This is a genomic window from Pseudomonas chlororaphis, assembly GCA_001023535.1.
GTDB classification, from domain to species: Bacteria; Pseudomonadota; Gammaproteobacteria; order Pseudomonadales; family Pseudomonadaceae; genus Aquipseudomonas; species Aquipseudomonas chlororaphis_E.
Genome location: CP011020.1, coordinates 4,791,547 through 4,812,576 on the forward strand (window position 1 = coordinate 4,791,547; position 21,030 = coordinate 4,812,576).

Annotated in this window: 17 protein-coding genes; 9 read left to right on the top strand and 8 right to left on the bottom strand. The window is 62.3% G+C overall.

Going from position 1 to position 21,030, the window contains the following annotated elements:
* Positions 1–32 precede the first annotated feature (32 nt).
* The 5 genes from VM99_20985 to VM99_21005 form a co-directional block, all read right to left on the bottom strand.
* Positions 33–1,181 (bottom strand): alcohol dehydrogenase, encoded by a 1,149-nt coding sequence (locus VM99_20985; protein ID AKK00424.1) that lies wholly within the window; start codon positions 1,179–1,181, stop codon positions 33–35.
* A gap of 203 nt (positions 1,182–1,384) precedes the next feature.
* The gene (locus tag VM99_20990; protein AKK00425.1) at positions 1,385–2,209 is read right to left on the bottom strand and encodes a polyamine ABC transporter permease; all 825 of its coding nucleotides are present in this window, start codon (positions 2,207–2,209) and stop codon (positions 1,385–1,387) included.
* Positions 2,210–2,222: 13 nt separating this feature from the next.
* Positions 2,223–3,470, bottom strand: a complete 1,248-nt coding sequence (locus VM99_20995) for a polyamine ABC transporter substrate-binding protein (protein ID AKK00426.1) — start codon at positions 3,468–3,470, stop codon at positions 2,223–2,225.
* A gap of 201 nt (positions 3,471–3,671) precedes the next feature.
* Positions 3,672–4,715: a spermidine/putrescine ABC transporter substrate-binding protein gene (locus VM99_21000; protein AKK00427.1), complete on the bottom strand. Its 1,044-nt coding sequence runs from the start codon at positions 4,713–4,715 to the stop codon at positions 3,672–3,674.
* 49 nt (positions 4,716–4,764) lie between these two features.
* Positions 4,765–5,889: a spermidine/putrescine ABC transporter ATP-binding protein gene (locus tag VM99_21005; protein ID AKK00428.1), complete on the bottom strand. Its 1,125-nt coding sequence runs from the start codon at positions 5,887–5,889 to the stop codon at positions 4,765–4,767.
* A 343-nt stretch (positions 5,890–6,232) separates the two neighbouring features.
* Here VM99_21005 and VM99_21010 point away from each other — a divergent pair, with 343 nt between their 5' ends.
* Together VM99_21010 and VM99_21015 are read left to right on the top strand one after the other, a co-directional pair.
* Positions 6,233–7,411 (top strand): transposase, encoded by a 1,179-nt coding sequence (locus tag VM99_21010; protein AKK00429.1) that lies wholly within the window; start codon positions 6,233–6,235, stop codon positions 7,409–7,411.
* A 320-nt stretch (positions 7,412–7,731) separates the two neighbouring features.
* The gene (locus tag VM99_21015) at positions 7,732–8,574 is read left to right on the top strand and encodes a calcium channel protein (GenBank protein AKK00430.1); all 843 of its coding nucleotides are present in this window, start codon (positions 7,732–7,734) and stop codon (positions 8,572–8,574) included.
* A 77-nt stretch (positions 8,575–8,651) separates the two neighbouring features.
* Here VM99_21015 and VM99_21020 read toward each other — a convergent pair whose 3' ends face one another.
* Positions 8,652–11,498, bottom strand: coding sequence for an RNA polymerase-associated protein RapA (locus VM99_21020; GenBank protein ID AKK00431.1), 2,847 nt, complete (start codon positions 11,496–11,498; stop codon positions 8,652–8,654).
* A 250-nt stretch (positions 11,499–11,748) separates the two neighbouring features.
* Between VM99_21020 and VM99_21025 the strand changes: the two genes are divergently transcribed.
* Both VM99_21025 and VM99_21030 read left to right on the top strand, forming a co-directional pair.
* Entirely contained in the window at positions 11,749–12,090 is a 342-nt protein-coding gene (locus VM99_21025) for an aspartate-semialdehyde dehydrogenase (GenBank protein AKK00432.1), read from the top strand.
* Positions 12,091–12,490: 400 nt separating this feature from the next.
* Positions 12,491–12,607, top strand: a complete 117-nt coding sequence (locus tag VM99_21030) for an ATP-dependent helicase (GenBank protein AKK00433.1) — start codon at positions 12,491–12,493, stop codon at positions 12,605–12,607.
* Between the two features lie 166 nt (positions 12,608–12,773).
* Here the strand turns inward: VM99_21030 and VM99_21035 are convergent, their stop codons facing one another.
* A complete protein-coding gene (locus VM99_21035) occupies positions 12,774–14,249 on the bottom strand; it encodes a nuclease PIN (GenBank protein ID AKK00434.1) in 1,476 nt (491 codons plus the stop codon).
* 350 nt (positions 14,250–14,599) lie between these two features.
* Positions 14,600–14,815 (bottom strand): beta-ketoadipyl CoA thiolase, encoded by a 216-nt coding sequence (locus tag VM99_21040; GenBank protein ID AKK00435.1) that lies wholly within the window; start codon positions 14,813–14,815, stop codon positions 14,600–14,602.
* Positions 14,816–15,526: 711 nt separating this feature from the next.
* Between VM99_21040 and VM99_21045 the strand changes: the two genes are divergently transcribed.
* From VM99_21045 to VM99_21065, 5 genes are all read left to right on the top strand, one after another.
* Positions 15,527–16,369, top strand: a complete 843-nt coding sequence (locus VM99_21045; protein AKK00436.1) for an IclR family transcriptional regulator — start codon at positions 15,527–15,529, stop codon at positions 16,367–16,369.
* A 147-nt stretch (positions 16,370–16,516) separates the two neighbouring features.
* Positions 16,517–17,863, top strand: coding sequence for a 4-hydroxybenzoate transporter (locus tag VM99_21050; GenBank protein ID AKK00437.1), 1,347 nt, complete (start codon positions 16,517–16,519; stop codon positions 17,861–17,863).
* Positions 17,864–18,167: 304 nt separating this feature from the next.
* The gene (locus VM99_21055) at positions 18,168–19,028 is read left to right on the top strand and encodes a 3-oxoadipate:succinyl-CoA transferase (protein AKK00438.1); all 861 of its coding nucleotides are present in this window, start codon (positions 18,168–18,170) and stop codon (positions 19,026–19,028) included.
* Positions 19,025–19,804 (top strand): 3-oxoadipate:succinyl-CoA transferase, encoded by a 780-nt coding sequence (locus VM99_21060; protein ID AKK00439.1) that lies wholly within the window; start codon positions 19,025–19,027, stop codon positions 19,802–19,804. Before VM99_21055 ends, VM99_21060 begins: the two co-directional genes overlap by 4 nt.
* Complete coding sequence (locus VM99_21065; protein AKK00440.1) at positions 19,804–21,006, top strand: beta-ketoadipyl CoA thiolase; 1,203 nt, start codon at positions 19,804–19,806, stop codon at positions 21,004–21,006. The genes VM99_21060 and VM99_21065 overlap by 1 nt, the downstream gene beginning before the upstream one ends.
* Positions 21,007–21,030: the final 24 nt, after the last annotated feature.

A 21,030-nucleotide genomic window follows, 5' to 3' on the forward strand; every position in this document is an offset into this window, starting at 1 on the left:
GCAAGATTTGGCGCGCCCACCGTGACAGTCGATCAATACGCCGCGCGGTAGATCTTCTCGATATCCGCCGCGCTCAGCTTGCGCGGGTTGTTGCGCATCAGCCGCTCGATCCCGGCGGCTTCCACGGCCATGGCCGGAATCACATCTTCGGTCACGCCCAGGCCGCTCATGCCCCGGGGGATCTCCACCGCGACACACAACGCAACCATGGCCTCGACGGCTTCATCGGCCGCCTCGAGATCGCTCAGGTGAGCAGTCTTGATGCCCATGGCCTCGGCGATGTCGCGCATGCGCTCGACACAGGCCATTTTGTTCCAGGCCATCACGTACGGCAGCAACAGCGCATTGGCCACCCCATGGGAGATGTGAAAACGCCCGCCCAACGGGTACGCCAGCGCATGCACGGCCCCGACCCCGGCGTTGCCGAAGGCCATGCCGGCCATCAGGCTGGCGGTGGCCATGTCTTCGCGGGCTTGCAGGTGAGCCGGGTTGGCGTAGGCCTTGGGTAATGCACGGGTGATCAGCTTGACCGCGCCGATGGCCAGGGCATCGGTGATCGGCGAAGCATTGAGCGACAGGTAGGCCTCGACGGCATGCACCAGCGCATCGACGCCACTGGACGCGGTCACGCTGCGCGGGCACGTCAGGGTCATCTGCGGGCTGACCAGCGCCACGTCCGGCAACAGGTAGTCGCTGACGATGCCTTTTTTCAGTTGCGCCGCCTTGTCGGAAAGGATCGCCACGTTGGTGACTTCCGAGCCCGTTCCGGCAGTGGTGGGGATGGCGATCATCGGCGGGCCTTTGCGCGGCACCTGGTCGACGCCGAACATGTCCTGCAACTCACCGTGATAGCCGGCGTAGACGCCGACGCACTTGGCAATGTCGATGGCACTGCCACCGCCCAGCCCGATCAGGCCGTCATGGCCGCCGTCACGGTAGGCTTGCATGCAGTCTTCAACGATGGCGATTTCCGGGTCCGGCATGACCCGGTCGAAAATCTCGTAGTCGCGCCCGCCCAGATGTTGCAGGGCCAGCTCCACGGTGCCGGACTTGACCAGCACGGCATCGGTCACGATCAGCGGGTTGTCGACGTCCAGGCGCGTCAACTCGGCCGCCAGTTGCTCGATGGCAGCGGCACCGGTGATCAGTTTGTGGGCGATCTTGAATGAGGAAAGACTCATATGCGCGGCCTCTTGTTCGAGTATGGGCTGGCACAAGGATAGCTCGGTATCGGGGGTTGTTCTGCCATTCAGCTGATGAATGCAATGAGAAACCCTGTGGGAGCGAGCTTGCTCGCGATAGCGCACTGACATTCAGCATCAATGTTGAATGCTCTACCGCTATCGCGAGCAAGCTCGCTCCCACATTTGGACAATACAGACCTTCAGACCTGGGCCGTGCGCAACTTCTCGCTGCGCCCACGCAGCCACTCCAACGTCAGCAGCAGGATCACCGAGAACGCGATCAACAACGTCGCCGCCGCAGCGATGGTCGGGCTGAGGTTTTCGCGGATGCCGCTGAACATCTGCCGAGGCAGCGTGGCCTGTTCGGGGCCGGCGAGGAACAGCGTCACCACCACTTCATCGAACGACGTCGCGAAGGCGAACAGCGCCCCGGAGATGACGCCCGGGGCGATCAACGGCAAGGTCACCCGACGAAATGCAGTCAGCGGCGAAGCGCCGAGGCTGGCGGCCGCCCGCACCAGGTTGTGGTTGAACCCCTGCAAGGTCGCCGACACGGTGATGATGACGAACGGTACGCCCAGCACCGCGTGCACCACAATCAGCGAGATGAAGCTGTTGCCCATCCCCAGCGGCGCGAAAAACAGGTAGCTGGCGACCCCGATGATCACCACCGGCACCACCATGGGCGAAATCACCAGGGCCATCACCAGCGCCTTGCCCGGAAAGTCGCCGCGGGTCAGGCCGATGGCCGCCAGCGTACCGAAGACCATCGCCAGCAACGTCGCCGCCGGGGCGACGATGATGCTGTTCTTCAGCGCGCGCATCCATTCGGCGGAGGCGAAGAAGTCGTGGTACCACTGCAGCGAAAAGCCTTGCAGCGGGTACACCAGGAAGCTGCCGGAGTTGAACGACAGCGGAACGATCACCAGCACCGGCAGGATCAGGAACAACAGGATCAGCCCGCAGAGCGTGCGCAAGCAGTAGAACCACACCCGTTCCACGGGGGACATGTAAGGACTCACCATTTTCAATCTCCCCTTAGCTCAGGCGCAGGCGACTGGCGCCCACCAGCCAGCTGTAAATCAGATAAAGCACGATGGTCGCCAGCAACAGCAGCCCGCCGAGTGCCGTGGCCATGCCCCAGTTGATACTGGTGTTGGTGTAGAAGGCGACGAAGTAGCTGACCATCTGGTCGTTCGGGCTGCCCAGCAATGCCGGGGTGATGTAGTAGCCGATGGCGAGGATGAACACCAACAGGCAACCGGCGCCGACGCCGGCATAGGTCTGCGGGAAGTACACCCGCCAGAAACTGGCGAATGGATGGCAGCCCAGGGAAATGGCCGCACGCATGTAGGTGGGCGAGATGCCTTTCATCACGCTGTAGATCGGCAGGATCATGAACGGCAGCAGGATGTGGACCATCGAGATGTAGACACCCGTGCGGTTGAACACCAGCTCCAGCGGCTTATCGATCACGCCCATGGCCATCAGGGCGCTGTTGATCAAGCCACCCGATTGCAACAGCACAATCCACGCTGCCACCCGCACCAGGATCGATGTCCAGAACGGCAGCAGCACCAGGATCATCAACAGGTTGCTCTGGCGCGACGGCAGGTTCGCCAGCAGGTAGGCCAACGGGTAGGCCAGCACCAGGCAGATCGCGGTGATGATCAGGCCCATCCAGAAGGTACGGGCGAAGATGTCCAGGTAGATCGCCTGGTCGGGGGTGGCCGGGGCCAATTCGCCGAGGTCGTCGATACGGTGATCGACAGCCGCCAGCAGGTAATAAGGGGTGACGTTACTGGTATTGCGGCGGATCACCTGCCAGTAGGCCGGGTCGCCCCAACGCTCGTCGAGGTTTTCCAGGGCTTCTTTATAAGAGGCCGGCTCGGTGGCAAACGGCAACGCGCGAGCCGTCTTGGTCAACAGGCTGCGGTAGCCGGCCGACTCCATGTTCAGACGCTTGGACAGATCGCCCAGGGTCTGGTTCTTGCGGGCCTCGGCCAGGTCTTCACTGGCGGCCTTGTAGACCGGTTCGCCCGGCAACCCCCGTCCGTCCCACGTTGAGATCACAGCCACGGTGCGCGGCATGGCGCCGACCACTTCGGGGTTGCTGACGCTTTTGAACAACAGCGCCACGATGGGTACGAGGAACACCAGTAGCAGAAACAGCACCAGCGGCGCGATCAAGGCCTGGGCCTTCCAGCGGTTGACCCGCTCGGCGCGCTTGAGCCGCTGCTTCAGGTTGGGACTGGTGCCCGCGTTCAGTGGAACGGCGATGGCCATGGCGAACTCCGCAAATCTTTTTATCGTTACAGGGGCGGGGGAGCGCCCCTGTTCTTTTGAAACACCCGATTGGAGCAAGAACCTGTGAGAGCGAGCTTGCTCGCGATGGCTACGGCACATTCAACATTGATGTGTCTGACAAACCGCTATCGCGAGCAAGCTCGCTCCCACATGGATTTCATCCAGCTTCAGACTGTCGGGTTACTTCGCCGCCCAGGAGTTGAAGCGCTGCTCCAGTTGCTCGCCGTTGTCAGCCCAGAAGCTGACGTCGATCTGCACCTGGTTGGCGATGTTTTCCGGGGTGGTCGGCATGTCCTTCAGGACATCCTTGGCCAGCAACGGTACGGCCTGGGTGTTGGCAGGGCCGTAGGCGATGTTTTCCGAGTAGGTCTTCTGCTGTTGCGGTGCCACCGAGAAGGCGATGAACTTCTTCGCCGCTTCGGCGCGGGTTTTGTCCAGGCCGCGCGGGATGGCCCAGGCGTCGAAGTCGTAGATGCCGCCGTTCCACACCACTTTCAGGTTGCTTTCCTTCTGTACCGCGGCGATCCGGCCGTTGTAGGCCGAGCTCATGACCACGTCACCGGAGGCCAGGTACTGCGGCGGCTGGGCGCCCGCTTCCCACCACTGGATGTTCGGCTTGAGTTCGTCGAGCTTCTTGAACGCACGGTCCTGGCCATCCTTGCCGGCCAGCACCTTGTACACGTCCTTGGGCGCGACGCCATCGGCCATCAAGGCGAATTCCAGGGTGTACTTGGCGCCCTTGCGCAGGCCACGCTTGCCCGGGAATTGCTTGGTGTCCCAGAAGTCGGCCCAACTGGTCGGCGCGGTCTTCAGTTTGTCGGCGTTGTAGGCCAGGACGGTCGACCACACGAAGAAGCCGACGCCGCACGGCTGGATGGCGCCCTTGACGTAGTCTTCGGTCTTGCCGAACAGGGCCGGGTCCAGTTGCTCGAACATGTCCTCGTCGCAACCGCGGGACAATTCCGGGGACTCGACTTCCACCAGGTCCCAGGAAACGCTCTTGGTGTCGACCATGGCCTTGACCTTGGCCATTTCGCCGTTGTACTCGCCCGCCACGATCTTGCCGTTGCCGGCCGCTTCCCAAGGTGCGTAGAAGGCCTTGACCTGCGCCGCCTTGTTCGCCCCGCCAAAAGACACCACGGTCAGGTCCGGGCCCGCCGCCATCGCGCTTGCCGCACCCATCATGCCCAGGGTCAGGGCTGTGAACTTCAGGGATCTCAACATTTATTGTTCTCTCCACGTGCAGGGTTGGTGTTGGTACAGCAGGGGGCGATCAATTCGCCTCTAGAAGGGGATCGAGCGCACGCACATGCTCGACTTGCCAGCCAAGCGGAACCACGTCCCCGACGGCGAGCCCGGGATCGAGCTCGGCAATCGGCTGTTTCACGAAGAAGTCGTTCTTGCCGCAGACTTCCAGGCGAACCCGGACGTGGTCGCCCAGATAGATGAATTCCGCCACCCTCCCTGAGAAGCGGTTGACACATTGTTCGCTTGCGCCGTTGAGGCTCACCCGCTCCGGGCGGATCGACAGGGTCACCGGCTCGCCGGGCTGGCCGACGTTGACCGCCAGCGCCTCGACCTTCTCGCCACGCCCCAACTCCACCAGGCAGCGATCGCCGGTCTGGCTGTGCAGGCGGCCGCTGAGGCGATTGTTCTCGCCGATGAAGTTGGCAACGAAGGTGTTTTTCGGCTCTTCATAAAGCGTGCGCGGTGGCGCGATCTGCTGGATCTCGCCCTGGTGGAACACCGCCACGCGGTCGGACATGGTCAAGGCTTCGCCCTGGTCGTGGGTCACGTAGACCACGGTCACGCCAAGGCGCTGGTGCAGGTGCTTGATTTCCATCTGCATGTGTTCGCGCAGTTGCTTGTCCAGCGCCCCGAGGGGTTCGTCCATCAGCACCAGTTGCGGCTCGAACACCAGGGCCCGGGCCAACGCCACACGCTGCTGCTGACCGCCGGACAGCTGCGCCGGGTAGCGTTGGGCGAAGCTGTCCAGCTGGACCATGCTCAGCACGCGCTTGACCCGGTCGCTCACATCACTCTTGTTCAGGCCACGCACGGTCAGCGGGAACGCGAGGTTCTCGGCGACGGTCATGTGGGGGAACAGCGCGTAGTTCTGGAACACCATGCCGATGTCGCGCTTGTGCGGCGGCACATGGTTGATGGCGCGCCCGGCCAGTTGGATTTCACCGGCCGTCGGGGTTTCAAATCCGGCGAGCATCATCAGGCTGGTGGTCTTGCCAGAGCCGGACGGCCCGAGCAGGGTGAGGAATTCGCCTTTGCGAATGTCCAGGTTGAGGTCCTTGACGATCAGGTTCTCGCCATCGTAGCTCTTTTGCACACCACGAAAGCTGACCAGCACATCGCTGGCCCCCGCGCTTGAATCGACCTGGCTCATACCCGCACCTTTTGTATTGATGACTGCTTGTGAATCAAGCCTAGTGGAGCCTCGCCCCCGCGCAAATCGGGGCACAGGAGAGAATCACCTCAGACGGATGGAAGTGCGGGGGTAGGGATTGCCCTACACGGATGGCGGGATTGGATAAATGCAGCCACGAGCTTCGAGCGGCAGGCGGCAAGCAAGGGCGAGCAGCCGTGCTGGAGCGTGTCGCAAATGGATATGCCAACGCATTACCCCTGTGGGAGCGGGCTTGCTCGGGTAGAAACCGGGGACATCCTTTACGTTTTAAACCGGAGACATCGTTTACAGGTGCATAAATACGGTCAGGAGGTGCCTGACCATGCCCTGGAATCGAGAGTCCCCGATGGATCAACGAATCAAACTCATAGGCGACTGGCTGCAAGGCAGCTACTCCAAGAGCGAGCTGGCCCGTCACTACGGGCTCAGCCGACCCACTTTGGACAAATGGCTTGCACGCTACGAGGCGCACGGCATTGATGGGCTAAAGGAGCTGTCACGGCGCCCGCATACGAGCCCTTTCAAAATCAGCGACGAGGTACTTGAGCTGCTGATCGCGTACAAGCGCGAGCATCACAGCTGGGGGCCTGAGAAGTTGGTGCATAACCTTAAGATCGACCATCCAGACCTGTCTTGGCCCACAGTCAGCACGGCAGGCGAGTGGCTTAAGCGAGCAGGTCTGGTGCAAAAGCGCCGTTTCCTCAATCGACCGCCAGCAGGAAAAAATCCGCTGCGTGACGCCACTGGGCCTAATCAGACATGGGCCGCAGACTTCAAAGGTGACTTCGCGCTTCAGAACGGCCAACGTTGTTACCCTCTGACCATTACCGATCACGTCAGCCGATTTCTATTGCTGTGCAGAGCACAAGGCAGCGTTGCCGGTGCCCGCGAAGGATTTGACTGGGCGTTTCGGGAGTACGGTTTACCTGACGTAATCCGCACAGATAACGGCTCTCCTTTTGCCTCTACCGGCATCTCACGCATATCCAGTCTGGCCGCGTGGTGGATACGTTTGGGGATCTATCCGGAGCGAATCCAGCCGGGGCGGCCTGACCAGAATGGCCGTCACGAACGCATGCATCGAACACTCAAGGCTGCTTTGCTTCATGCACCTGAACGTAACCTGGTGGAGCAACAGCTGGCATTCGAACAGTTTCGACAGGAATTCAATTACGTGCGCCCTCACAAGGCCCTAGAGATGAAAGTTCCTGCGGACCTCTATGAGCCATCAAAGCGGCAGTACGATGGGCGCGTGCCTGAGGCCGAGTACGCGGCGGACATGACGATCCGCATGGTTAGGCAGAACGGGTCGATGAAATGGAAAGGCAAGATGATTTTCGTCAGCGAATCTCTGGCCGGTGAGGCGCTAGGACTCAAAGAAGTGGACGATGATGTGTGGGATGTTTACCTCTGCAGCTACCTTTTAGGTAGGCTGAAAAGCGGCGAAAGCCGCCTTTCAAGCCAACAGAAACGTAAAGGATGTCCCCGGTTTCAATTGTAAAGGATGTGTCCGTTTCTACACCGCGAAAGCGCTGGATCAGTCACGAAGAAGTTGGCTGGCCTGAAGCTTTCGCGAGCAAGCTCGCTCCCACAGTGGTCTTGTGGTGCTGGCGGGAATCAGGTCCACCTTCCATCCCTTGTGGGAGCGGGCTTGCCCGCGAAAGCGCTGGATCAGTCACGAAGAAGTTGGCTGGCCCGACGCTTTCGCGAGCAAGCTCGCTCCCGCACGGTGTCGTGTTTGCACCGTGTTTTGCTGAATGCTTCCACATCAGCTCATGCCAGCTACTCTCTTGAAATACCCACAAGAACGAGGGCGCGCGTATGGGGTGTTTCCGCAAGATGGCCTGGCTGGGCGCAGTGTTGTTACTGGGGCTGACGCAAGTGCATGCCGCGACGCAAGATGACGGCCAGGCGGCCCGGGCGTTGCTGGAAAAGGCCTTGGCCTATTACCACGATAACGGCGACAAGGCTTTTGCGGCGTTCAGCCGCCAGGGAGAGTTCGTCGATCAGGACCGCTACGTCTTTGTGGTGGACACTCGGGGCGTGATGCTCGCCAGTGGCGGGCCTTCTTCGGCGCTGATCGGGCGGGACGTTTCCGAAATGCTCGGGCCTGACCTGCGCAAAGCGTTCAAGGATGCCCTGAAGACCCCCGAGGCCAGTGGTATCCAGCAGGCCGAGTATCGCTGGCAGAACTGGGCGGACGGCAAGGTCGAGCGCAAGCACGTGTACTTCCAGCGGGTTGGCGAGCGAATCCTTGCGGTCGGCTATTACTTGCCACGGGCCTCGGCCGAACAGGCCAGGGCGTTACTGGACAAGGCCTCCACCGACCTGCAGAAGAACGAGAAAGCCACGCTGACGGCGATCAACGCACTCAAGGGTGGGTACTTGCAGGATGACCTGTATGTCTTCGTGGTGGATTTGGTAACCCAGCGCTATGTCGCCCACGGCACCAATCTGCGGTTGGTCAACACCGATTTCGCCAAGGTCAGGGATCCAGCAGGCAAGCCGGTGGGCGAACCGATCCTGGCCATGATCGGCAAGCAGCCGACCGGGGAGTACGCCTATCGCTGGAAGAACCCGGTCACGGGCAAGGTCGAGGACAAGCACGCGTACCTGAGGAAGGTTGGGCATTTCCTGGTGGCGGTGGGGTACTACAGCCCGTGAGGCGAGGCGCTGGATATCGTGGCGAGAGCAAGCTCCCTCGCCACGGGTGAATCCAGGCAACCTTCAGCCAGTGGCAATCAGCCTGCCACCAGCACTCGGATCGCTTCCAGGCGCAACGCCGCCTTCTCCAGCATCGCCAGACCCTGTTCGCGCTGTTGGCGCAGCGCAACCAGTTCGCTGTCGCGTACGGTCGGGTTGACCGCTTGCAGGGCGGTCAGGCGTGCCAATTCTTCGTCGGTATCGGCCGCCAGGCGGCGTTGGGCCTCGGCCACGCGCTCGGCGTGACGCGGGGCGACTTTCTCTTCCCCGGCGTTGATCCGCGGTGAGAGCTGGTCGCGCTGGGCCTGGATGAACTTGTTGGCGCTGGCACGAGGCACGCTTTCGAGCTGGTCGTTCAGCGTGTCGAACGAAACCCGGGCAGCCAGGTCGTTGCCGTTGGTATCCAGCAGGCAGCGCAGGGCGGCCGGGGGCAGGTAGCGGCCCAGTTGCAGCGAACGCGGGGCGACCACTTCGCTGACGTAGAGCAGCTCCAGCAGCACCGTGCCAGGCTTGAGCGCCTTGTTCTTGATCAGCGCCACGGCGGTGTTGCCCATGGAGCCCGACAGCACCAGGTCCATGCCGCCTTGCACCATCGGGTGCTCCCAGGTGATGAACTGCATGTCTTCGCGCGACAGCGCCTGGTTGCGGTCGTAGGTGATGGTCACGCCTTCGTCGTCGCCGAGCGGGAAGCTGGCGTCGAGCATCTTTTCACTCGGCTTGAGGATCAGCGCGTTTTCCGAATGGTCCTCGCTGTCGATGCCAAAGGCGTCGAACAGGGTTTCCATGTAGATCGGCAGGGCGAACTGGTCGTCCTGTTCGAGAATGGCTTCCACCAGCGCGTCGCCTTCACCGGCACCACCGGAGTTGAGTTCCAGCAAGCGGTCACGACCGGTGTGCAGCTCGGTTTCCAGGCGCTCGCGTTCGGCGCGGGCCTCGTCGATCAGCGCTTGCCACTGGCCATCGTCGGCCTCTTCCAGCAGCGGCAGCAGGCGCGGGCCGAACTGGTGCTGCAGGGCGTTGCCGGTCGGGCAGGTGTTGAGGAACGCGTTCAGCGCCTCGTGGTACCACTGGAACAAGCGCTCCTGCGGACTGGTTTCCAGGTAGGGCACGTGCAGCTCGATGGTGTGCTTCTGGCCGATCCGGTCGAGACGGCCGATCCGCTGTTCCAGCAGGTCAGGGTGGGAAGGCAGGTCGAACAGCACCAGGTGGTGAGCGAACTGGAAGTTGCGCCCTTCGCTGCCGATTTCCGAGCAGATCAGTACCTGCGCGCCAAACTCTTCGTCGGCGAAGTAAGCGGCGGCGCGGTCGCGCTCAAGGATGTTCATGCCTTCGTGGAACACCGTGGCCGGGATCCCGGAACGCACGCGCAGGGCGTCTTCCAGGTCCATGGCGGTTTCGGCGTGGGCGCAGATCACCAGCACCTTGGTGCGCTTGAGCATTTTCAGCTGGTCGATCAGCCACTCCACGCGCGGGTCGAATTTCCACCAGCGTTCTTCGTCACTGGCGTCCGGCTGCGCCTGGAAGCTGACTTCCGGGTACAGGTCGGCGTGATCGCCCAGCGGCAACTCGAGGTATTCCTCCGGGCACGGCAGCGGGTAGGCGTGCAGCTTGCGCTCCGGGAAACCCTGCACCGCGGCGCGGGTGTTGCGAAACAGCACGCGGCCGGTGCCGTGGCGGTCCAGCAGTTCGCGCACCAGGCGGGCACTGGCTTGGACATCGCCATCGTTGACGGCGGTCAGCAAGGCTTCGCCTTCGTTGCCCAGGAAACCAAGGATGGTCTGGTGGGCTTGCGGCGAGAGACGGCCCTTGTCCAGCAACTCCTGCACGGCTTCGGCCACCGGACGATAGTTTTCGCTCTCGGCGCGGAAGGCCTTGAGGTCATGGAAGCGGTTCGGGTCCAGCAGGCGCAGACGGGCGAAGTGGCTGTCCTGGCCCAGTTGTTCCGGGGTCGCGGTGAGCAGCAGCACGCCGGGGATGGTTTCGGCCAGTTGCTCGACCAACGCGTACTGCGGGCTGACCTGATCCTCGTGCCACACCAGGTGATGCGCTTCGTCGACCACCATCAGGTCCCAGCCAGCGGCGAACAGCGCGTCCTGGGCCTTCTCGTCGTCCACCAGCCATTCCAGCGCCACCAGGGCCAGCTGGGTGTCTTCGAACGGGTTGCTGGCATCGCTTTCGATAAAGCGTTCTTCGTCGAACAACGCGACCTGCAGGTTGAAGCGCCGGCGCATTTCCACCAGCCACTGGTGCTGGAGGTTTTCTGGCACCAGGATCAGGACACGGCTGGCGCGGCCGGACAGCAGTTGACGGTGGATGACCAGGCCGGCCTCGATGGTCTTGCCCAACCCCACTTCGTCCGCCAGCAAGACGCGCGGTGCAATGCGGTCGGCCACTTCGCGAGCGATGTGCAGTTGGTGGGCGATCGGCTGGGCGCGCACGCCGCCAAGGCCCCAGAGCGAAGACTGCAACTGGCGGCTGGTGTGTTCCAGGGTGTGGTAGCGCAGGGAGAACCAGGCCAGCGGGTCGATCTGGCCGGCGAACAGGCGGTCGCTGGCGAGGCGGAACTGGATGAAGTTCGACAGTTGGGTTTCCGGCAGGGTCACGACTTCGTTCTGCCCGTTGAGGCCGTGGTAGACCAGCAATCCATCGACATCGTCGACTTCACGCACGGTCATCTTCCAACCTTCGAAGTGAGTGATCACGTCGCCCGGCGAAAACCGTACGCGAGTGAGGGGCGCATTCCGTAGCGCGTACTGGCGAGTGTCGCCAGTGGCCGGATAGAGCACGGTCAACAAGCGGCCATCCTGTGCCAGAACGGTGCCTAAACCCAGCTCGGCTTCGCTGTCACTGATCCAGCGTTGCCCCGGTTGATACTGCTGCGCCATGCTGCCTGACTCCCGCCTTGAAAAAGCCGGTTATCTTAACGGAATGATCCTTCAGACCAAAGGATTTACGTACACGGCCCCTCGACAGCAAGGCGATTGGTCACCCGACGGGTAGGGAACTTAAGCGCGCTCAACGATCAAACAGGCTCGGCCCCGGCTTTTTGTTGCAATGCCAACTGGGTCACAAGTTTCGGACCGGCGGTTCAAGCTGCGACGTCCGCCGCCGACAACCTGAAGACAGGAGACCTTTATGTTGCTACCTACGCTCCCTTTGAGCACCGTGCCCGTCACCGCGCAGCAGGATCCGGTTCGTCCACGACCGGACATACCGCCCGTGGTCCCGGTGCAGCAGAGCTCCAGCGAGAGCACCATCGACCTGCAAAAGCGCGATCCGGAAGAGGGGGCGCTGCTGCTGCGCGAGGAGCAACGTCGCCAGCAGGAACGCGACCGCCGTCGCCGCGAAGCCGACGAAGACCCCGAGGAACACCTGGCCGTACCGGGCACCGAGCTCAACGCCGATAACACCGTGCCCGTGGTGCCGCTGATGGAAGAGGAATCGCGCCAGGGCCTGTGGGTCGATATCCAGATCTGACCCAGCCATTGGCCGACGTACGCAGGCTGGTCAACGCCGCCAACAGCCCGCATCATGGGCGCATCCGACTTTCACTGCACGATGCCGACACGCCATGAGCCAAGACGCCAAACTGATCGACCTCAGCGCTGAGCGCGCCAAGCGCGTTCATGACCTCAACGACAAGCGCCTCAACGAAGTCCGCCAGGCTTTCGAGCAAGCGATGCCTTTGGCCAAGCCGAAGAAAAAGCCGAAAAACAAACCGAAAAAGCGCTGAACCCCTTCGATCCATTGATGCAGATCAGTTATTTCCCCACCTTTTCGCCCCGTTGCGGGCGTTATTGACCCCGGTCAATTTCCATCCAGGCCTGATTGGTTAACTTGAACCCATCGCAACAGGGACGAGACCAGGAGGCCAGTCATGTTTTTCGATAATGTGGTGTTTGCCGGTGTGTTGACGGTCGGCCTCATGTTCGTGTTCTTCGCAGGGTTTGGATTATTCATCTGGAAAGACGCCCACAAGCGCAAAAAACCATAGGTCTTTCCGGTTACAACGAGCACGCAAGGCATTTTGGGCGACTTCGGTCGCCCTTTTTTTTGCGCAAAATTCCCGCCCCATGCACCCGCTTTCACAGGGGATAATGTTTTGGGCAAAAAAAAGGTGCGACCCGCGAGGGTCGCACCTTTTTTTCAAGCCCCTGGAATCAGCTGCCCAAGGCTTTCGACGCCAGCCAGAACAACCCGGCCGACAGTGCCACCGTCGCAGGCAGGGTCAGCACCCAGGCCAGGAGGATGTTGCGCACCGTGCCACCTTGCAGGCCGCTCTTGTTGGCGACCATGGTGCCGGCCACGCCCGAGGACAGCACGTGGGTGGTGGAAACCGGCAGGCTGAAGATGTTCGCCATACCGATCATGCACGCGGCGGTGATCTGTGCCGACATGCCCTGGGCGTAGGTCATGCCTTGCTTGCCGATCTTCTCGCCGATGGTCAGTACCACGCGCTTCCAGCCGACCATGGTACCCAGGCCCAACGCCAGGGCTACCGCCAGGATCACCCAGAACGGGGCATATTCGGTGGTGGTCGTAAGGTCCTTGCGCAGCTTGTTCAGGTCGTCTTTCTCACGTGCCGCCAGGTTAGGCAACTTGCCCACCTTCTTCGCCGTGTCGTCCAGGCAGAGCAGGTAGCGACGTACTTCAATGCGGCTTTCCGACGGCAGCGAATGGTAGTCCGACACGCCTTTGAGGGTGTCGAGCAGCGCGTTGATGGTCGGTTCGGTCTGCTGCGGGTTGCAGCGGAATTTCTCCGGCAGGTCGCCTTCCACGCTCTTGCCCAGGGCCAGGAATTCGCCCAGCGACTCACTGTTGCGCGTGTAGAACTGGCTCAGGTGCAAGGTCGCGTCGCGGGTCCGTTCGATCTGGTAGGTGGTGCTGCCCAGGTCGAGGACGAATTGCGCGGGCACGATGCCGATCAGCACCAGCATGATCAGGCCGATGCCTTTCTGGCCATCGTTGGAGCCGTGAACGAAGCTGACGGCCATGGCCGAGATCACCAGCACCAGGCGGTTCCAGAACGGCGGGTGCTTCTTGTCGTCGATCTTGCGGCGCTGTTCCGGCGTCTTGTGCATCTTCGACAGCGGGCGCCACCATTTCAGGCCGATCAGCACCAGGGCGGCTATCAGGAAGCCGGCCATGGGTGAGAACACCAGGGACGCGGCGATATCGATCGCCTTCTGCCAGTTCACGCCGTCGGCCAGCGGGATATCGTTGATCAGCGCGTTGGCCAGGCCCACGCCGAGGATCGAGCCGATCAGGGTGTGGGAGCTGGAAGCCGGGATACCGAAGTACCAGGTGCCCAGGTTCCAGGTGATGGCCGCCGCGAGCAGCGAGAACACCATGGCCAACCCGTGGCCGGTGTTCACGTTGATCAGCAGTTCCACGGGCAGCAAGTGGACGATGGCGTACGCCACCCCCACGCCGCCCAGCAACACACCGAGAAAATTGAACACCCCGGAAAAGAACACCGCCAGGTGCGGCGGCATCGCTTTGGTGTAGATAACAGTGGCAACCGCGTTAGCGGTGTCATGAAAGCCGTTGATGAACTCGAAGGCGAGGACAAAAGCCAGGGCGAGCAAGAGGCTCACAAGCACCCAAGCATCCAGTCCGCTGAATAAATCGATCATGAAGGTTTTCTGACCCGGTCGTAAGGGGGCGCGATTATGCCAGAAAACCTCGGTAATCGATGCACTGCCTGCTCATCGGTAACATTCTTCAACGAAATAATTTGTAGGAAACCCTCCGGGACGAAGGGCCCGATGGGGCGCTCAACCCTTTGATTTCGGGGCGCAAAGCGCAGCAGCAGGGGTGACCGGAGTGGTGAAACTCACCCCCAGCGGCTGTATGAAATTTCTGAAAGAAGGTCGGCCTCAACCGCTCACGACCGGCGGTCGCGAGGCGCTGGCAGCCTGCTCGTGGCGGGCGTGCGGTATCAGCCTGCAGCCTGGGTGTGGGCCGCCATCCTTCGACAAACCCCTCAGACGTCGGGCATCAAATGCTCTTCGGCCTTGAGTTCCTTTTCCATCTTTTGAAGTTCCTGGGTAAAAGCCTGGTCTTGAACGGTGGCGCGTTTACGCCAGGGTTTGCGTTCCGGTTCAGGTTGCGCGGCGTAGGTGGTGATTTCTCCGCCGTAAACTTCCTTGTAACGTTGTTCCTGGCGCTCAAGTTCCGCGCGCAGTTCGTCTTTCGTCACAGTTGTACCTAATTAATTGAAATTTATTCTGGTGATACGCACTGCATGTCGTCATGCAGACGGCCACGGCACCAGAGCTGACAGCTGACGTAGCATCAGGGGTTCGTGTTGTTGCCGTTACGGGGAAGCGGCCATCAGGCGCCTCGGGCACCGCAGCTTGGCTACAGTGCCGGCGGACGATAGCGGTTGAAAGCCGTACCGTCGCTGAAGCGCATTATAGCGGTCCCGTCGAATAACACTACCGGCAAAAGTTAAAGAGGTCTGTTCTAGGCTATGTACGAAATAGCTTGAAACTTGGTTATGCGGCGTTAAAAACCGGCTCGGAATGCTCATTGACAACCAGTCAAGGCGAGCGCGACCCCGGTCGTTCCTCGCCGGTTTTTGCCTTGCCTAACCTGCGTTTCAAACTATTTCGTACACAGCCTAGTGTGAATCAATATTTGTAGAGGCAACTTAAACACCGCGGGTTTTCCAAAGTCGTCGATATCCTGACGCCGTGGGGTTCGACAAGTTCAATAAACCCCCTGCCTGGAGAACGGCCCGCGTTGTTTGCCAAGTTTGTGTATTGGATCCGAAATGAAAGTACCGATCGACGACCGCGCATTGCGATTATCGATCGTCGGTTCGATAATCGCACGTTGTTGGCGGCCGGCGCTTGCCGGCCCGTTGAGCCGCTGCTTGTAATAGCCCTCCACCCGGGAAGGATCAGACATGAACGACCAATTGCGCAACGCCTTCACTTCAGTCGCGCCACCGATCGTGGCCTCGGCGGCCAAGCGGATCCAGGCCCTGACTGGTGACCCGGACTTCATGACTTCCCTGGCCCGTGGGCTGGCCGTGGTGCAGGCCTTCCAGGAGCGCAAGCGGCATCTGACCATCGCTCAGATCAGCCACCGTACGGAAATTCCCCGGGCGGCCGTCCGCCGCTGCCTGCATACCTTGATCAAGCTTGGCTACGCCACCACGGACGGGCGCACCTATTCACTGCTGCCCAAAGTGCTCACCCTCGGGCACGCCTACTTATCCTCGACGCCCCTGGCGGTTTCCGCGCAGCCGTACCTGGACCGCATGAGCGAGCAACTGCATGAAGCCTGCAACATGGCCACCCTCGAGGGCGACGACATCCTCTACATCGCCCGGTCGGCCACCACTCAGCGATTGATCTCGGTGGACCTGTCGGTCGGCGGGCGGCTGCCGGCCTATTGCACGTCCATGGGCCGGATTCTGCTGGCGGCGCTGGACGATGCGTCGCTGCGCGATTACCTCGATCATGCCGACCTGCAAGCCAAGACCAGCCGCACCCTGCACACCCCCCAGGCCTTGCTCGAATGCCTGCAACAGGTGCGGCAACAGGGCTGGTGCATCGTCGACCAGGAATTGGAGCAGGGCCTGCGCTCGATTGCCGTGCCGGTGTACGACGCTTCCGGCCAGGTGGTGGCGGCGTTGAACGTCAGCACCCATGCCGGGCGCGTCAGCCGTAACGAGCTGGAGCAGCGGTTCCTGCCCGGCCTGTTGGGGGCCAGTCGCGACCTGAGCGCGCAGTTGTTCACCTAAGTGTTCGATAAACGCACACAGTCGCTTGCGGTGAATTGACGGTGTTTGTCCGGCCTCATTAATGTCGCGCCAGCGTCATCCGGCGTGCTGGAGCCTCCTGGCCCGGCCATGGGTGGGCGACTCGACACAATAATAATGAGAGACACGATGAACCAACCCCAGACCTCCGTAGGCCACTGCCTCGACGTGCAGTCCTTCATCAATGCCCAGCCCATCTCGCGCTACCAGTGGCGGGTAGTGATCCTCTGTTTCCTGATTGTTTTCCTCGACGGCCTCGACACGGCAGCCATGGGCTTCATTGCCCCGGCCCTGTCCCAGGATTGGGGAATCGACCGCGCCAGCCTGGGCCCGGTGATGAGTGCCGCGCTGATCGGCATGGTTTTCGGCGCACTCGGTTCCGGGCCCTTGGCTGACCGCTTCGGGCGCAAAGTGGTCCTGGTGGGCGCGGTCCTGCTGTTTGGCGCGTTCAGCCTGGCTTCGGCCTACAGCACCAACGTCGACCAACTGCTGGTGCTGCGCTTCCTCACCGGCCTGGGCTTGGGGGCCGGGATGCCCAACGCCACCACCTTGCTGTCCGAATACACCCCCGAACGCAAGAAATCGCTGTTGGTGACCAGCATGTTCTGCGGCTTCAACCTGGGCATGGCCGGCGGCGGGTTCATTTCCGCCAAGCTGATCCCGGCGTTCGGCTGGCACAGCCTGTTGCTGATCGGCGGGATCCTGCCGTTGCTGCTGACGGTCGTGCTGGTGTTCTGGCTGCCGGAGTCGGCGCGTTACCTGGTGGTGCGCAACCGCGGCACCGATAAAGTGCGCAAGACCCTGGCACCCATCGACCCGCACACGGTTGCCCAGGCCGCGAGCTTCAGTGTGCCGGAACAGAAAACCGTGAAGGCGCGCAACGTGCTGGCGGTGATTTTTTCCGGGACCTACAGCGCCGGCACGCTGCTGCTGTGGCTGACCTATTTCATGGGGCTGGTGATCGTCTACCTGCTGACCAGTTGGCTGCCGACACTGATGCGCGACAGCGGCGCGAGCATGGAGCAGGCCGCGTTCATCGGCGCGTTGTTCCAGTTTGGCGGGGTGTTGAGCGCGGTGGGCGTGGGCTGGGCGATGGACCGGTTCAACCCGCACAAGGTCATCGGCCTGTTCTACCTGATGGCCGGGGTGTTTGCCTACGCGGTAGGGCAGAGCCTGGGCCATATCACATTGCTCGCGACGCTGGTGCTGGTGGCCGGCATGTGCGTCAACGGCGCGCAATCGGCGATGCCGTCCCTGGCGGCGCGTTTCTACCCGACCCAGGGCCGCGCCACCGGGGTGTCGTGGATGCTCGGCATCGGTCGCTTCGGCGCGATCCTCGGAGCCTGGATGGGGGCGACCTTGCTGGGCCTGGGCTGGAACTTCGAACAGGTGCTGACCGCCCTGGTCATTCCCGCCGCACTGGCGACCACGGCGGTGGTGATCAAGGGGTTGGTCAGCCATGCGGATGCCACTTGAGCGGCTGACACAAATTCCCTTGGGATAAATCCCATCCCCTGTGGGAGCGAGCTTGCTCGCGATTGCGGTGCGTCAGTCTCCGAGTCTGGGGCTGACGGAACGTCATCGCGAGCAAGCTCGCTCCCACAGAATGCGTGGCACAGGAACCAATCGTTAGCCAAACAACAATCTGTTCGATAAACGAACACTCAGTCGATTATCGGATTGTTTGGCGTTTTGCCGCGGCTTACTCTTGGGTCACTCCGGCGCTGAACCTCGCGCCTTTTTCTTCATGTCGCTCTACTGGAATACGGGAGCCTGCACCATGGCTGAAATCCTTTCGCTGCACGATGCGGTGAAGCAGTTCGTCAACGACGGCGATACCGTCGCGCTCGAAGGCTTCACTCACCTGATCCCGACCGCAGCGGGTCACGAAATCATTCGTCAGGGCAAGAAAGACCTGACCCTGGTGCGGATGACCCCTGACCTGATCTACGACCAGTTGATCGGTGCCGGTTGTGCGCGCAAGTTGATTTTCTCCTGGGGCGGCAACCCGGGCGTGGGCTCGCTGCACCGGCTGCGCGATGCGGTGGAGAAGCAGTGGCCGCAACCGTTGGAGATCGAGGAACACAGCCACGCCGACCTGGCCAATGCCTACGTCGCCGGTGCCTCCGGCCTACCGTTCGCGGTCCTGCGGGCCTACGCGGGTTCCGACCTGCCCAAGGTCAACCCGCTGATCAAGAGCGTCACGTGTCCGTTTACCGGGGAGGTGCTGGCCGCCGTGCCGTCGGTGCGCCCGGACATCACCGTGATCCACGCCCAGAAAGCCGACCGCAAGGGCAACGTGTTGTTGTGGGGCATCCTCGGCGTGCAGAAGGAAGCGGCCCTGGCTGCCAAGCGTTGCATCGTCACCGTGGAAGAAATCGTCGACGACCTGAACGCGCCGATGAACGCCTGCGTGCTGCCCACCTGGGCCCTCAGTGCGGTATGCCTCGTACCGGGCGGCGCGCATCCTTCCTACGCCCATGGCTACACCGAACGTGACAACCGTTTCTATCAGGCGTGGGACCCCATCGCCCGCGACCGTGAGACGTTTACCGCCTGGATCGACGAATTCATCCGTGGCACCCAGGATTTCACCGAATTCCAGGCCCGACTGGCTGCCGCTTCGGAGGCGAAACAATGACGTACTCCACCAACGAGATGATGACCGTGGCCGCGGCCCGTCGCTTGAAGAACAACGCCGTGTGCTTTGTCGGCATCGGCCTGCCGTCGAAAGCGGCCAATCTGGCGCGGCTGACGTCGGCACCGGACGTGGTGTTGATCTACGAGTCTGGCCCGATCGGTGCCAAGCCTGGCGTGCTGCCGCTGTCCATTGGCGACGGCGAGCTGGCGGAAACCGCCGACACTGTGGTGCCGACCGGTGAGATCTTTCGCTACTGGTTGCAGGGCGGGCGTATCGACGTCGGCTTCCTGGGGGCGGCCCAGGTCGACCGTTTCGGTAACATCAACACCACGGTGGTGGGGGATTACCACCAGCCCAAAGTCCGTCTGCCGGGGGCCGGTGGCGCACCGGAAATTGCCGGCTCGGCCAAGAGCGTGTTGATTATCCTCAAGCAGTCGGCGCGTTCGTTCGTCGACAAGCTGGACTTCGTCACCTCGGTCGGCCACGGTGAGGGCGGTGATTCACGCAAGCGCTTGGGCCTGCCGGGTGCGGGCCCCGTGGGCATCATCACCGACCTGTGCATCATGGAACCGGAAGCCGGCAGCCATGAGTTCGTGGTCACGGCCTTGCACCCTGGCGTCACCCGTGAGCAGGTCATTGCCGCGACCGGGTGGGCAATCCGCTTCGCCGACCAGGTGCACACCACCGCCGAGCCGACCGACGTGGAGCTGCGCGCCCTGCGCGATCTGGAAGCTCGCACGGCGGCGGCCCACGGCCAGGCACCGGGAGAAGCCTGATGCGCGACGTCTATCTCTGTGATGCGATTCGTACCCCCATCGGCCGCTTCGGCGGTGGCCTGGCCGCTGTGCGCGCCGATGACCTGGCGGCCGTGCCGATCAAGGCACTGATGGCGCGCAACCCGTCGGTGGACTGGGAGGCGGTGGACGAGGTCTTCCTCGGCTGCGCCAACCAGGCCGGCGAGGACAACCGCAACGTCGCGCGCATGGCGCTGTTGCTGGCAGGCCTGCCGGAGAGCATTCCCGGCGTAACCCTCAACCGCCTTTGCGCCTCGGGCATGGACGCCATCGGCACAGCGTTCCGCGCCATTGCCAGCGGCGAAATGGAACTGGCCATCGCTGGCGGAGTGGAGTCGATGTCCCGCGCACCGTTCGTAATGGGCAAGGCCGACGCGGCGTTCTCCCGCAACATGAAGCTGGAAGACACCACCATCGGTTGGCGCTTCATCAACCCGTTGATGAAAGCCCAGTACGGCGTGGACGCGATGCCGCAGACCGCAGACAACGTGGCCGATGACTACGCGGTATCCCGCGAAGACCAGGATGCCTTCGCCCTGCGCAGTCAACAGCGCACGGCGGCGGCCCAAGCGGCGGGCTTTTTTGCCGAAGAGATCGTGCCGGTACGGATCGCCCACAAGAAGGGCGAAACCGTGGTCGAGCAGGATGAACACCCGCGCGCCGACACCACGCTTGACGCCTTGGCCAGACTCAAGCCGGTCAACGGCCCGGACAAGACCGTCACCGCCGGCAATGCCTCTGGGGTGAACGACGGTGCGGCGGCGCTGATCCTGGCGTCCGCCGACGCGGTGAAAAAACATGGCCTGACCCCGCGCGCCAAGGTCCTGGGCATGGCCAGCGCCGGCGTGGCGCCGCGGGTCATGGGCATCGGTCCGGTGCCGGCGGTGCGCAAGCTCACCGAGCGCCTGGGCCTGGCGGTCGCCGACTTCGATGTGATCGAACTCAATGAGGCCTTCGCCAGCCAGGGCCTGGCGGTGCTGCGCGAGTTGGGGCTGGCGGACGATGCGCCTCAGGTCAACCCGAACGGCGGCGCCATCGCGCTCGGTCATCCGTTGGGCATGAGCGGGGCGCGGCTGGTGCTGACGGCGTTGCACCACTTGGAAAAGACCGGCGGCAAGAAAGGCTTGGCGACCATGTGTGTCGGCGTCGGCCAGGGCCTGGCATTGGCTATCGAACGCGTCTGACGCGTCGCACTACTAATAAGAAAC